This window comes from Oceanobacillus sp. CF4.6, from assembly GCF_051262635.1.
Taxonomy (GTDB): Bacteria; Bacillota; Bacilli; order Bacillales; family Amphibacillaceae; genus Oceanobacillus.
The window spans coordinates 19,693-33,525 of sequence record NZ_JBIMEX010000009.1 but is presented as its reverse complement, the minus strand read 5'-3'; the positions used below and the strand labels follow the sequence as shown (position 1 = coordinate 33,525).

Here is a 13,833-nt window from a genome sequence, read left to right as displayed (position 1 = left end):
AGATAGAAAGCTGGTGTGAAAATGAGCGAGACAAAAATATTGATTGTGGAAGATGAACCGAAAATAAGCCGTGTCCTACAATTGGAATTAGAATATGAAAATTATGAAACCGAAATAGCAGCTAATGGAAAAGAAGCTATTCGATTAATTGAGGAAAAAGTATGGGATTTAGTTTTATTGGATATTATGATTCCTGAATTGAGCGGATTGGAGGTTCTTCGAAGAATTAGGAAGACAGACGATCGTACGCCAATAATTTTACTGACTGCAAGGGATGAGGTCCATGATAAGGTAAGTGGCCTGGATCTTGGTGCAAATGACTATATAACGAAACCATTTCAAATTGAGGAACTACTCGCGCGCATTCGTGTACACTTAAGAAAACCAGTAACGAAGCAGGTCAATGAAGATGTATTGGCTGTAGGAGATCTGTCAGTGAATCTGAACGGCCATGAAGTGAAGCGAAATGGAAGTACGATTGAATTGACACCACGTGAATTTGATCTGCTTGTATGCCTATTAAAGAATAAGAATATTGTACTGAGCAGGGACAAGTTGATTGAGCAAGTATGGGGATTTGATTATTTTGGCGATACCAATGTAGTCGATGTTTATATACGCTATTTACGAAAAAAAGTGGATAAAGATTATGATAAAGCATATATCCAGACCGTAAGAGGTGTCGGATATACAATAAAGGATAATGGATAATGAAATTAAGAACAAAAATTCAAACTTTTTCCAGTTTGTTTATGCTTGTACTCATTTTACTTGTGAATACATCCATCTACTTTCTTTTTCAAAAAACAGCAGCAGACAGTGAACTTGAACAATTAGCTGTTCATGCAGAGACGCTTACAGTAACCTTCGCCGAAAACCCTGAAATAACTAATGAAGAAGCGGGTAACTTAATTAATGCATATCTGCCAACAAATGGAACGATTCGGATTATTGATGAAGATGGCGGCTATAAAGTTCCCATAACAACAAAAGTTGAAGATTACGAAAAATTACCGTTGGAATACACGACAGCTGAATCTCAAGCAATTGTTTCTAGTCAAAATAGCCCGGATATTGCGGTGATAACCAAACCAATCATTTGGGGTTCAGGTGAAGTTGTAACATTACAGATGTCTAATCAACTCGTTCATCTGGAAGAGACCATGACGACTTTGTTCTATGTATTGGTTTTAGCAGGAGCAATGATGTTAGTGCCATCTGTAATTGCGGGGTCATTGCTTAGTCGCTTTTTATTAAATCCAATCCAGAAGTTAAAACAAGCAATGAAAGATAATACAAAGCATGACATTTGGCAAAAACTCGATTTGGATAACCGGTCACGGGATGAGCTCTATGAAATGGAAATGACATTCAACGAAATGATTGATTATTTACGTGATAACTTTGAAAAACAGGAGATTTTTGTTTCCAACGCCTCCCATGAGTTGAAGACTCCCATTCAGATTGTGAAAAGTTATGCACAGCTTCTGGCAAGACGGGGAAGTGACAATCCGGAACTTTTTAAAGAATCCATTGAAGCAATTGACTCCGAAGCAGATCGTATGAACAAACTGGTGGAACAAATGCTTTCACTTGCAAAGAATAAACAATCATCGAACATGGAAAGGGTTGATTTAGGTTTACTTTCAGAAGAAACGATAGCTAAATTTCAACGGGCCTATTCACGCGAATTCTTTTTCCAAAAAAATGCTGAGGATTTATTTGTGAAGGGAAACAGAGGTCAATTGGAACAGGTTATCTATATACTCATTGAGAATGCGATAAAATATAGTAGTGATCAAATCAATATAAGTATTTCAAAAATCAATCATGATGTCTATTTTCAAGTAAGAGATCATGGAGACGGTATTCCTGAAGAAGAGCATGTTCGGATATTTGATCGTTTCTATCGTGTGGATAAGGCTAGAAGCAGAGAGACAGGTGGAAGTGGCCTTGGTTTGGCAATTTCGAAAATAATTACGGAAGAACATTCCGGTGAGCTTACCGTATCAAGTAAATTAGGAGAAGGCTCAACATTTTCACTTCGTCTACCGATTGATAGCTAGAAGCCCCTTACTCATCAAATTATAATCTAATTCACAGGTCAAATTCATGATCTTGTGATAGGGTGATGGTGTTAAGGAAGGAGAAAAAACGGTGAAGAAAAAATTAATAATTACTTTATCTATAGTAGCTGCAGTTGCAGTATTAGGATTCGGTTTATATCAATCTGGTGCTACGTCTGCAGAACCGACATTATCATCAGATGAAATTAGCGGTCTGGTTCTGGAACAGTACCCAGGTTCAATTCTAGGATTAGAATATGAAGAAGACGCTAAGGATGCTTTTTATAAAGTCGAACTAGAAAATAATGGGAATCTATATACGATTAAACTCAATGGAAACTCGGGAGAAGTTATTGATTTAAAAGTAGATGAATTAGTAACTCCAAATAATAACGCTCAAAATAACAATAGTGATAAAGAGAAAGAACAGGATCAATCAGAGACAAATGAAAGTCCATCGAAAGAACAAAAGCAAGAAGATAGTGCCAATGAAAAGCAAGAGCCTAGTCAAAAGGAAGATACTAATACGGAGGAAGATTCCAGTAATGCAATGATCAGTGAAGCAATGGCAAGGGAAATAGCACTTGCTGAATGGTCAGGGACCGTAACTGAAATTGAGTTGGATGAAGACGAAGGGCGTTATGCTTACGAAGTGGAAATTGAAAATGGAGAAGACGAAGCAACAGTAGAAATTGATGCCTACACTGGAAACGTTCTAGTGTTGGAAATTGATAAAGAAGAAGACAATGACTAACATGTTAAAGCTGCCAGCATAAAATTCCGGCAGTTTTTTTATTGGAATTTTTGTATTGCTTGCTGCTTTATAAACTTCGCAGTTGAGATGAAATGCGAAGTAACTACTAGCTGATATCCAAAATCGTGTGCTTCTATCGCCGTCCGGGATCGCTCTGGGCGGATGCGCATCCTTAGGGCACGGCCTTAGCCCCGATGAGAAAACCACTCTTCTGGTCTTCGGACACGTGCTGGGACTGCGATTACTCGCCCCACCGAAAACCTTTGTTCCCGCAGGAGTCACCGCCCGCCGCTCACCCGGACTGGTGAAGCTGTTTTATGAGATTTTTATAGCAATCACTAATGCAGTTAATAGTTTGTAAACATCTAATCAGCTCTGGGAAATACACGGAGACTTCTGCGGGAGGAAAGGCTCACCAGCCGCCCGCGAAAAGCGCAGTGTATTTCCCAGAGCGATCGCCGAAGTTTCTGCATACCGATAGAAACCAACCAGCAGTTACTTCGGAGTTTATAGATTTTGTGACTAAAAAATAATTTTCTAGAAACCATACTTTCTTATTTTGAAATAAAAAGCACTGCTCCTAAATGATAGTAACTTCATGTATTTCTCATCAATTTCTAATCTTATTCACATGGGACTTTCAGGTGAGATGGATAGTATAAAGGTAACAAGAAAACAAGGAGGAAAGTATCATGAATAAAAAATTAGTTCTTACATTAGGTACATTAACAGTTGCTGGTGTATTTGGATTTGGTATATATCAATCAGAGGCTGCGCCAGTAGATCCTACTTTATCGACAGAAGAAGTAAGCCAATTAATTCAAAATCAATACCCTGGAACGATAACAGAAATGGAAAGAGATAACGAATTTAACAAAGTAATTTATGAAGTAGAAGTACAGGGTGATGGAGTTGAATACGAATTAGAGTTAGACGGTGATACTGGTGAAGTATTAAAAGAAAAACAAAGCGAAAATGTTGATAGAGATGACGATAACCATTTAGAGGAACCAACTAATGGAGCCAATGTTAATTCAGAGGTTATTGGTGATGAAAAAGCAAGAAAGATTGCATTAGAAAATTTTGATGGAACAGTTACTGACCTCGAACTGGATATAGACGATAATCAGTTGATATATGAAATTGATGTTAAAAATAGCAATAAAGAAGCAGAATTTGAAATTGACGCGATTACAGGTGAAATCATGGAGATGGAAATAGATAAAGATTGAGTTATTAAAAGGTTATCCTTTCCATTTTAACGAAAATAATAATTCGGAGGGAAAAAATGAATAATAAATTCGGTATCATAATTGGTACTATGGCTGCAGCGGCTATCTTAGGACTTGGATTTTCTCAATCAGGCACTGTCCAGGCTGACCCAAATCTATCACTAAAAGATGTAAGATCTCAGTTACAGAATCAGTATCCGGGAGAAATAACGGAACTGGAACTGGATAAGGAAGCCAAGAGTCCAATCTATGAAGTCGAAATTGGTATTGAAGGTAAAGAATATGAATTATCTGTTGACGGAAATACGGGAGAAGTATTAAATCTAACTGAAAAAGCCTTGCAAAAGAAGGTAGCGTCGGATGAAAAAACAGTAACAAATAAAGAAAGTACGAATCAAGATGCTACTGAGTTGAAATTCACAGAAAAGCCAAACGAAGAGCATCCAATGGAAGAAAAAGAAAACAATCATGATGGTAACAAAGATGATAGCGCTAAAGAAGTAAATACAGCCGAAAAAAGTCCAAAAATAACCGAAGAAAAGGCAGTGAAAGATGACGATAATTCGGATGATCAGGATAGTACCAAGGTAACGCAGAATGTAAAATCCAATACCGAAACAGCCAAAGTTGATTCTGCAACTAAAACTGCACCTGCTCCAAAAACTCCAAAGAAAGCGGAGAGCAATAACAAAGCTGTAGAAAAGCCAGAGAAGCCGGCCAAAAATGCTGTTATTGGAGAAAGTAAGGCAAAAAGTATTGCGCTTGACCAGTTTTCTGGAAATGTAGAAGAAATTGAGCTTGATAACGATGATGGTCGTTCAATTTATGAAGTTGAAATAAAAAATGGGAATAAGGAAGCAGAGGTTGAAATTGATGCTTATACTGGGGCGGTTTTGGTAATCGAAATTGATACAGATGACGACGATGATGACGATTGATATAAATAAAGAAACCAAGCTGAAATGAGATCACAGCTTGGTTTCTTTATTTATAAAATAATACCGTTTTATTTTTAAACGATTACTGAGAAGTTATTTTTTACGAGTAGATCTACAACCTGTTTCTTTTCAAAATATGCCCTGATTAGCTCAACTGCATCTTGTTGAATCTTTTTCACAACAGGTTTATTTTTAAACATGTGGTAATTTCCACCACCAGATGCACGGTAATTATTTAGAACGACATGATAGTTTTGCTTTAAGTCAAGAGGCTCCCCATGATAACTCAGATTTAAAATTCTTGATCCTACAGGCTTGGATACGTGAATCGTATACTCAATTCCTTCCCACATATCATAATTGTAATGCTGTGGTTTTGGATGGATGTACGCTGGATTCACAGCTACCTTATCATTCATGGCTATGAAATACTCCGCACTTTTTTCCAGCGCATCTTTAATATCCTTTCCAGTCAGTTCAAGAACAACCAGTGTATTTGGATACATATAATTAGAAACAATATCTCTCATTGTAACGACAGATCCAAAGCCAGTTGACGTGTTATTTAAAAGCGAAGTAACAGAAATATCGCAACCACTTGCATCCATCTGAACCTCCTGTATGAACTGGATAAAAGCGTGTTTGTTAATTCTCGCCAGGAAAGGATCATCGATGAGCATATCACTTTTAATCTGACCGATCGGCTCATCCAGCCATTGTTGTGTCGATTCTTCCAAGCCCTTCATATAGTCTACTATTTCTTGATTCGTGTCTGCATGTTTTAATTCATGAAGGCTTCCGGTTTTATCTGTTATCTTCCATGTATCGTTATTGCATTCCAACTGCAATTCGACTTTTCCATAACCCTGTCCATTATTCCCAGGTTGCATGATCAGTACATCATTTATTGATCCAGTTAATCTGCGATGTTGATGCCCTGTGAGCAATATATCAATTCCTTCAATCTGCTGGCACATTTGATAGCCTTGGTTTTCTCCGGTCTGTTTTTCTGTGGGTTCTCCTGATTCAATATCACGTTCAAAGCCTCCATGATACGAAGCAATCAAAATATCTGGTTTTTCAACTTCTCGAATATGTTGAACCCATTTATTTAGTATGGAAAACGCATCGGCAAAAGCAATCCCCTTAATATGACTAGGAGACTCCCAGTTAGGAATATAATGCGTTGTAACACCAACGATGGCTGCCTTGATACCATTTTGTAGCCTTTTAATGATATATGGAGGGCCAAACTTCGGTTTATTTGTAGTTTTATCCAGTATATTTGCTGAAATCCATGGAAAGTCAGATTGATTAATTGCATCCGCTAGAATCTTATCTCCAAAATTAAACTCGTGATTTCCGATAACTCCGGCATCAATTTCGATTCGGTTCATAATTCCTATCATGGGATTTTCTTTATCACGATGTTCTTTTACATAATGAGTCATTAACGGTGTTCCTTGAATGAGATCACCATTATCGATGACAATAAGATTTTCGGTATTCTGTCTTTCTTCCTTCACAATAGATGCATATTTGACTAATCCGATATCTGCCTTTTCATTTGTTGCATATAAAATAGGCATTGCATTCCCGTGAATATCACTTGTATAAAGTAGGGTGATTTTAGCTGTTTGCAATACGTTGCATCCTTTCTATAAAAGCAAAGTGTCCCAAAGAAGGGTAAAAAACTTCCTCTGGGACATCGTACTCGTAAAAATATAATTTCTCAACCCTTAAAACATTCACGATTAGATGATTTTTCTTCTGATTCTTGCGGAAGCAAAGTCAATTACTGTTACGACAATAATAATGGCCAATAGGATGGTTCCCATTTCATTCCAGTTCCGGTTATTAGAGGCAAAGATGATCATTGTCCCGATTCCACCTGCACCTACAATACCAAGAATGGAGGAGGCACGTATATCCACTTCAAAACGGTAGATGGCATAAGAAAGGAATTCAGGCGTAATCTGTGGCATAACACCATAGAATAAGATCTGTAATTTGTTGGCTCCGCTTGCTTCCATTGCTTCAACTACATCCATATCAATTGACTCAATAATTTCTGCGAACATTTTTCCAAGCATTCCTGTTGAACCAATAGCAATCGCCAGTACCCCTGCAAATGCATTCGGTCCAACAGCAACTACAAATAATATTGCTAAAATGATATCCGGGAAGGCACGTACAGCGGATAGAATCCACTTACCAATTGTTGAAAAAATAATGCCACCCATCATATTCCGAGCTGCAAGAAATGCTAAAGGAACCGCCAAAACTGCTGCCATTAAGGAGCCAGCAAACGCAATAAATACGGTTTCAAGCATACTCATTGCAACGTCACCTGTTGCAGACCAGTCTGGGCTGAACAGCCTTGGTATCACACGACTGAAGTTGTTGGCTGCACGTTCGATTGCGCGTCCCCAATCAATGTCTATACTGACGAAGGTCCAGATATACATAGCTAGAATAAAAAGCGCGATTATTATGTTTTTAATATTTTTATATATGGTGTTCTTTGGTTTTGGAGGTAAGTAATAATTCTTCATTATAACAATGCCTCCCTTATTTTCGTACTAATGTATTCAATAACAATAACTACTACAAAGATAAGAATTATAATCATCATCGCATTCGGATAATTATAAAATCCTAATTGCTGATTCAAAATCAACCCAATCCCACCTGCACCAACTAATCCCAATACAACAGATGCACGAATATTAATTTCAAACACATAGAGTACAAGTGAAGTAAACTGGGGTAACACTTGTGGTATTAATGCATACCAAATTACTTGAAAAACGTTACCACCCGATGCACGCATTGCTTCCATCGGATTCATGTCGACAGACTCAATCGTCTCACTGATGAGTTTTGCCAGGATACCCAAGGAAAAAATAATGAGTGCAAGAATTCCAGGAAAGAGTCCAATCCCAAATAACCCAACAAAGATAACTGCCAATACTAAATCTGGAATGGTACGCAAAATATTCAGGAATGTTCGCGTTATAACGTATAATGGCTTAAACGTCGTTACATTTTCTGCTGCTAAAAGAGCCAAAGGAACGGTTAAGATTGCAGCAACCGTGGTTGCAATAATTGCCATTTGAATCGTTTCTACCATAGGTCCCCAAATAGCTGATATTACTGCTGTGTTGGGCGGGAAGAACTTTTCGGCGACCGTAAACATATTGCCGATTGCTCCACCGAATCCACCAGCCATTTGTCGTTGTGTCCAAAACATACTAAATAGATAGATTCCTAGTACAACGAAAAATATAAGTGTGACCTGCATTTTTATTTTTGCAGGATATATAGGTGGTACAGCCCTCGGAGTAATGGAGTTGTTTTCAGTTGTCACGATTCATCTGCCCCCCCACGTAAGTCATCCTCACGTATTGTACGGCCATAAATTTCTTCAAAAGTATTTTCTGTAACTTCGGATACTGGTCCATCAAAGACAACTTCTCCGGCACGCATACCAATGATACGATCAGCATATTCCATTGCCATATCAATAAAGTGAAGGTTTACGATTGTAGTGATGTTATCTTCTTTGTTAATTTTTTTTAAATAGGTCATTACTTGGTGAGATGTTGGTGGGTCTAGGGATGCAACAGGTTCGTCAGCCAGAATATAGTTAGGTTGCTGCGTTAACACACGAGCAATACTAACACGTTGCTGTTGTCCACCACTCAGCTCGTCAGCACGACTATAAATTTTTTCAGCAATATTTACACGTTGCAGGCTCTCGTAGGCAAGACCAACATCTTCTTTTTTGTAGGCATTAAAAATGGAACGTAATGTACCAGTATGACCAAGACGACCTGCCAATACGTTTTTTAAAACGTTGGAACGTTTTACTAGATTATAGCTTTGAAATATCATACCTGTTTTTGTGCGGAGTTTTCGCAGATGGGAACTACGATATTTAAGAATGTCTTCATTATCAACAAGAAGAGAACCCGAAGTGGGGGTTACTAAGCGGTTTATACTACGGATAAAAGTGGATTTTCCCGCACCGGATAATCCTACAATGACAACAAACTCTCCATCATTTATGGTTACATTTATATTTTTTAAACCCTCTGTGCCGTTAGGGTATACCAGTCCAACGTTTTTAAATTCAATCATTGTATGTATTTCCTCCATTATAGACTAAGTTAGTCTTCTATTCCTGAACAGTAGGAAAAAAGGGGAGTAATTACTCCCCTTTTTTTAATTGTTTACAACCTATTCGAAGTTGGTCAATACGATTTTAATCAATATTATAATTATAGTTCAATATTGTCTTTAAATTTAGCATACGTATCTTTTACAACTTGGTATTCTTCATCAGAAGCTTCATCGATTTCATCCCAGTTGTATACTTCGTTCATAATTTGGATCATTTCTTCATCTTCATTGAAGGATAAGAAAGTATCTTTGATTTGTTGAACGAATTCATCGTCAAGTTCTTTCGTGACAGAAATCGTATCATTCGGAATTTCTTGTGTATAACCAAGAACTTTAAGATCATCCATCACTGTTGGATATTCTTCTTCAAGTTCAGTACGGACATCGTCAAAAGTAGTCGCTACATCTGCGTCTCCTTCAAACACGGCAATTGCTGAATTATCATGACCACCGGTTTGAACTGTACCACCAAAGAAATCACTCTCTAACTCTGCAGCTGTTTCATAACCGAATTCTTCCATTAATTCATTTGCGGGAAACAGATAACCGGATGTAGATCCTTGGTCACCATATGCCCAGGTCTTACCCTCTAAGTCTGCTAAACTCTCAATTTCGGAATCAGTACGTACTAAATATTGTGCTTTATAAGTACCTGAACCGTATCGAATGGACTTCAAAATTACTTCAACATCATACTGCTCATTAGCTAATACATAACCAAATGCTGGAATGAAACCAACATGTACTTGATTAGCTCCCATTGCTTCTACTAGTGCATTGTAGTTTGTCATAACTTGTCCTTGAACTTCAATATCAAGTTCCTCACCCAAACGCTCTGCTAATGGCTCAATTGTATCTGCAATTGTATCAGAGTCCTGTGATGGTACAAACCCGATTACTAAAGTCTCAGGTATCGTACCTTCAGTTGCTTCTACAGATTCCTCTTCAGTTGTCTCTTCAGTTTCCTCTTCGGTTGCTTCTTCAGTTGTCTCTTCTGAAGAAGTTTCGTCAGCTTCTTCGTTTTCATTACTGGCATCTGTATCATCTGATCCTCCACACGCCGCTAATACAAGTGCTAATGCTAATACAAGTAATAGACTATAAAGTTTTTTCATTTTGACCCTCCTGTTTTTTATGTATAAATAAGCTTACTGTTCTATTAAATATTATTCATCCAAAAAAAGATAGTCGTTTTTAGTAAATTTACAGTTATTTTACAATATTTTTACAATTAAATGTCAATAAAATGGTGTACTTGCTTAAATGGCATTTTTGGGTTTGATATTTTTAGAATAGGTTATATCTAGTTATATAAGTAGGAGGAAAATATGCCTAAATATAAAAGAGCATTATTTTTATATCACATTCATGCCGGGAAAAATAATATCGAACAAAAACTTTCACAGACGTTACCGATATTGAGTAAAAATATAAAGGAACTTATTGTTTTACAGACGAAAACAGTAGAAGAAACTGAAAATGCATGTAAGTTGTATGGAGAAGATATTGACCTCCTTATCATTTTAGGAGGAGATGGAACGCTGCATACATGTTTAAACAGTATTGCTCCTTTAGCGAAGAGGCCAGTTATGGCTATTTTGCCGGGAGGTACTTCCAACGACTTTAGTCGAATGTTACAAATCCCACAGAATTTGCAAGCTGCAGCTGAAATGATTATTCAGGGTGAACCTACATATATTGATGTAGGAAAATCAAATCAGCGATACTTTCTTAACTTTTGGGGAATTGGTTTAGTAACAGATACCTCGCAAAATATGAATGAAAATGAAAAGAAAAGCTTGGGAGCACTCAGTTATTTAATGAGTGCAATTCGAACCGTCAATAATGCTGAATCTTTCACTTATAAATTATGGAGTGATGAGGATAAATATGAAGGCGAGGCAGTTTTAATTGCTATTCTCAACGGGAAGTATATTGGTACGAGAGAAATACCTATTTCAACAATCAGCCCAACGGATGGATTGCTGGATGTATTGATCGTAAAAAGTTCTAATTTATCTTCATTTCGGGAATTACTCCGTATGGATAGGGAAAATACAAATAAAGAAGAGATGGAACAGTTGACACATTTTCAGACGGACCAACTATCTATTTCGACAATGGAAACGAAAGATATTGATATGGATGGAGAAATTCTATCGTCTACACCTGCTGAAATTACGGTATTACAAAACCATATTAAAATGATTCAGGCACCTAGTGTTGGTTAAAAAAATAAAGAGTAAGCAGAAGGAGTAGACAAGCTGTGGTGGATACAATTATTGACTTTATAAGTGGTCTGGGGATGTGGGGATTGTTCGCTTCTGTAGCAATTGAAGCTTCATCCGTTCCCTTCCCAGGTGGATTTATTACATTATTTTTTGGGTATTTATTGAATTTATCTTTTTTAAAATTAGTATTGATTGGCCTAATAGCAAGTCTTGTCTATACGATATTCAGTCTTATTCCATTCACAATTGGTTATAAGATGGAAGAAAAACTAAAAGAAAAGACAAACAGGAAAAACATCGAAAAAGCCCAGAAAGCATTTAAGCGATTTGGTAAATGGAGTGTAGCAATCTCCAGGCCACTTGGCATTGGTAACTATATATCCTATGTTGCTGGGATAAGTAAGATGAACATTTGGAATTTCATTATTTTGACGATTATTGGCATTGCCCCATGGATGGTAGGTATGCTATGGTTGGGAAGTGTAGGGAATATTGAATATGTTAAGAATTTAATAGGAGAAATCCAACTCTATGGTGTTCTAATCATCGCGTTAGCAATCATTGGCTTTGTAATTTATCGAAAGAAAATAAGAACTCAGAATTAATATTTTTTTATAGTGAACATAGCTGAATGGCTATGTTTTTTGTAATAATAATGTAATATTTCTTGCTTATTTCGGTTTAGATATATTTTAGAACGGGTACCAGAAAAGTATACAACCCTTATGATAAGGTAATGGTATCGGAGGAATAAGAATGAGTAACAATCAAGTTATAGTTTATATAAGTAATGACAGTGTTCATTCCAATAAAGTCATTAAATTGATGAACGAACACAATATCCCTTATATTACGAAAAATGTATCAGATAACACGAAATATATGAAAGAGCTTCAAGCAAAAGAAATTTACGGGACCCCTGCAACTTATATTGATGATCAGAAAGTTATACTGGGATACCAAAAAAACAAAATTAAGTATGCATTAGGGCTGGATGACAAGGCATCACATTACAGTTCCCTTTTTGAGGGGTTCGATAAATAGGATCAATGTTGAATGTACACACTTTGTATTAAATACGCATACTCTATTATAAACAGGAAATCGATAAAAGAGGTGTGTAGAAATGCAATATCTAGCCTTTAATCAACGTAATGAATTTCCACCAGTTAATTATTCTAACAATCCCAGCTCATATCTCACATCATATCATCACAACCAAAACTGGTATGTACCGGAATTTCACCAAACACCATATGAATTATTTGCAAAACCTGAATTGCCTGTTCAATGGCCTATTGAATCGCAGATGAATGCTGAGTTGTTGACAGAGAACAATGGCAATGTAGGAGGCCCAACAGTAGGATCTGCTGGAGGCCCAACAGGAGGGAATGTTGGTGGACCAATAGGAAGTCCGACAGATGGCCCAACATCCTATTTCTATAATGGAAATGGACAGATTGATTTTGATAAAGTTTTATCTACCGTTGGACAGTTAGCAAATACCTATCACCAAGTGTCCCCCATTGTAAAACAATTTAGTACACTTGTTAAGACCTTTAGATAATATTCCAGATTGCTTCATGCGGTTACTAGTTAATTTTGTAAGAACAGGAAATTAAAAATAAGGCGATTGATAATAGGATGAAGGATTATGGAAGAAGATATAGATGGGGAAGGAAGCGGGAAAAGAGGAGAATATTTTATGATTGCATGCTTAGTAATACACGGATACACAGGCGGACCTTATGAAGTGGAGCCTCTGGCTGAATATTTGAGAGAAAACACGAATTGGTATATCGAAGTTCCTACCTTACCAGGGCACGGCAAAGAACTTCATTTGAAAAATGTATCTTATAAAAAATGGATAAATGCAGCTGAAAATGAGTTGAAAAAACTTCAAAACCAATATGAAAAGGTCTATGTCATCGGATTTTCCATGGGTGGAATGATCGCGGCCTATCTCGCGGCTAAGTATAAAATCGATAAGCTTGTCTTGTTGGCAACTTCAGGAAGATATTTAAGCTTTAAACAAATCGGTTTGGATTTCGCTGATGTGATCGGTGACGGAATCCGGGGAGGACTCAAGGATAATAAAATGTTTAACCATTACAAAAAGAAGCTTGGTGCAGTTCCAATGAAAGCTAATTTTGAATTTATGAAATTAGTAAGGTTTACGCGACGCTATTTGGATAAAGTGGAATCCCCTGTATTAATAGCACAAGGTCATTTGGATGGTATGGTACCATATAAAACGGCTTATTATTTGGATAAGGAAATTCATTCCGATCAAAAAGAGATTGTGTTTTTTGACCGATCCAGACATCTCATTTGCCTGGGAGATGATAAGGACACATTAAACGGAATGGTTTATGATTTTCTTGTTGAAGAGAGAGAAAAAACCCCTGCTCTTGTATAAAAGGGAGC

General features: G+C 37.0%; 15 protein-coding genes. 10 read left to right on the top strand and 5 right to left on the bottom strand.

Annotated elements, in window-relative coordinates; translation table 11 throughout:
* Positions 1-21 precede the first annotated feature (21 nt).
* The 5 genes from ACHABU_RS13920 (at position 22) to ACHABU_RS13900 (ending at position 4,990) form a co-directional block, all read left to right on the top strand.
* Entirely contained in the window at positions 22-711 is a 690-nt protein-coding gene (locus tag ACHABU_RS13920) for a response regulator transcription factor (protein ID WP_435765501.1), read from the top strand.
* Positions 711-2,066: an ATP-binding protein gene (locus ACHABU_RS13915; RefSeq protein ID WP_435765500.1), complete on the top strand. Its 1,356-nt coding sequence runs from the start codon at positions 711-713 to the stop codon at positions 2,064-2,066. Before ACHABU_RS13920 ends, ACHABU_RS13915 begins: the two co-directional genes overlap by 1 nt.
* A gap of 91 nt (positions 2,067-2,157) precedes the next feature.
* Positions 2,158-2,820 carry a PepSY domain-containing protein gene (locus ACHABU_RS13910; RefSeq protein ID WP_435765499.1) on the top strand — a complete coding sequence of 221 codons (663 nt, stop codon included), beginning with the start codon at positions 2,158-2,160 and terminating at the stop codon, positions 2,818-2,820.
* Positions 2,821-3,512: 692 nt separating this feature from the next.
* Entirely contained in the window at positions 3,513-4,052 is a 540-nt protein-coding gene (locus tag ACHABU_RS13905) for a PepSY domain-containing protein (protein WP_435765498.1), read from the top strand.
* A gap of 56 nt (positions 4,053-4,108) precedes the next feature.
* Positions 4,109-4,990 carry a PepSY domain-containing protein gene (locus ACHABU_RS13900; RefSeq protein ID WP_435765497.1) on the top strand — a complete coding sequence of 294 codons (882 nt, stop codon included), beginning with the start codon at positions 4,109-4,111 and terminating at the stop codon, positions 4,988-4,990.
* 74 nt (positions 4,991-5,064) lie between these two features.
* Here ACHABU_RS13900 and ACHABU_RS13895 read toward each other — a convergent pair whose 3' ends face one another.
* The 5 genes from ACHABU_RS13895 to ACHABU_RS13875 form a co-directional block, all read right to left on the bottom strand.
* Positions 5,065-6,633, bottom strand: a complete 1,569-nt coding sequence (locus ACHABU_RS13895; RefSeq protein ID WP_435765496.1) for a bifunctional metallophosphatase/5'-nucleotidase — start codon at positions 6,631-6,633, stop codon at positions 5,065-5,067.
* Between the two features lie 111 nt (positions 6,634-6,744).
* The gene (phnE, locus tag ACHABU_RS13890; protein ID WP_435765495.1) at positions 6,745-7,545 is read right to left on the bottom strand and encodes a phosphonate ABC transporter, permease protein PhnE; all 801 of its coding nucleotides are present in this window, start codon (positions 7,543-7,545) and stop codon (positions 6,745-6,747) included.
* Positions 7,545-8,360, bottom strand: a complete 816-nt coding sequence (gene phnE / locus ACHABU_RS13885; protein WP_435765494.1) for a phosphonate ABC transporter, permease protein PhnE — start codon at positions 8,358-8,360, stop codon at positions 7,545-7,547. Before phnE (ACHABU_RS13885) ends, phnE (ACHABU_RS13890) begins: the two co-directional genes overlap by 1 nt.
* Positions 8,357-9,133 (bottom strand): phosphonate ABC transporter ATP-binding protein, encoded by a 777-nt coding sequence (gene phnC, locus ACHABU_RS13880; protein WP_435765493.1) that lies wholly within the window; start codon positions 9,131-9,133, stop codon positions 8,357-8,359. The genes phnE (ACHABU_RS13885) and phnC overlap by 4 nt, the downstream gene beginning before the upstream one ends.
* A gap of 140 nt (positions 9,134-9,273) precedes the next feature.
* Complete coding sequence (locus ACHABU_RS13875; protein ID WP_435765492.1) at positions 9,274-10,290, bottom strand: phosphate/phosphite/phosphonate ABC transporter substrate-binding protein; 1,017 nt, start codon at positions 10,288-10,290, stop codon at positions 9,274-9,276.
* A 213-nt stretch (positions 10,291-10,503) separates the two neighbouring features.
* Here ACHABU_RS13875 and ACHABU_RS13870 point away from each other — a divergent pair, with 213 nt between their 5' ends.
* From ACHABU_RS13870 to ACHABU_RS13850, 5 genes are all read left to right on the top strand, one after another.
* Entirely contained in the window at positions 10,504-11,406 is a 903-nt protein-coding gene (locus ACHABU_RS13870) for a YegS/Rv2252/BmrU family lipid kinase (RefSeq protein WP_435765491.1), read from the top strand.
* Positions 11,407-11,441: 35 nt separating this feature from the next.
* Positions 11,442-12,011: a DedA family protein gene (locus ACHABU_RS13865; protein ID WP_435765490.1), complete on the top strand. Its 570-nt coding sequence runs from the start codon at positions 11,442-11,444 to the stop codon at positions 12,009-12,011.
* Between the two features lie 151 nt (positions 12,012-12,162).
* The gene (locus ACHABU_RS13860; RefSeq protein ID WP_435765489.1) at positions 12,163-12,450 is read left to right on the top strand and encodes a glutaredoxin family protein; all 288 of its coding nucleotides are present in this window, start codon (positions 12,163-12,165) and stop codon (positions 12,448-12,450) included.
* 82 nt (positions 12,451-12,532) lie between these two features.
* Entirely contained in the window at positions 12,533-12,973 is a 441-nt protein-coding gene (locus ACHABU_RS13855; RefSeq protein ID WP_435765488.1) for a YppG family protein, read from the top strand.
* 138 nt (positions 12,974-13,111) lie between these two features.
* Positions 13,112-13,825: an alpha/beta hydrolase gene (locus ACHABU_RS13850; RefSeq protein ID WP_435765669.1), complete on the top strand. Its 714-nt coding sequence runs from the start codon at positions 13,112-13,114 to the stop codon at positions 13,823-13,825.
* Positions 13,826-13,833: the final 8 nt, after the last annotated feature.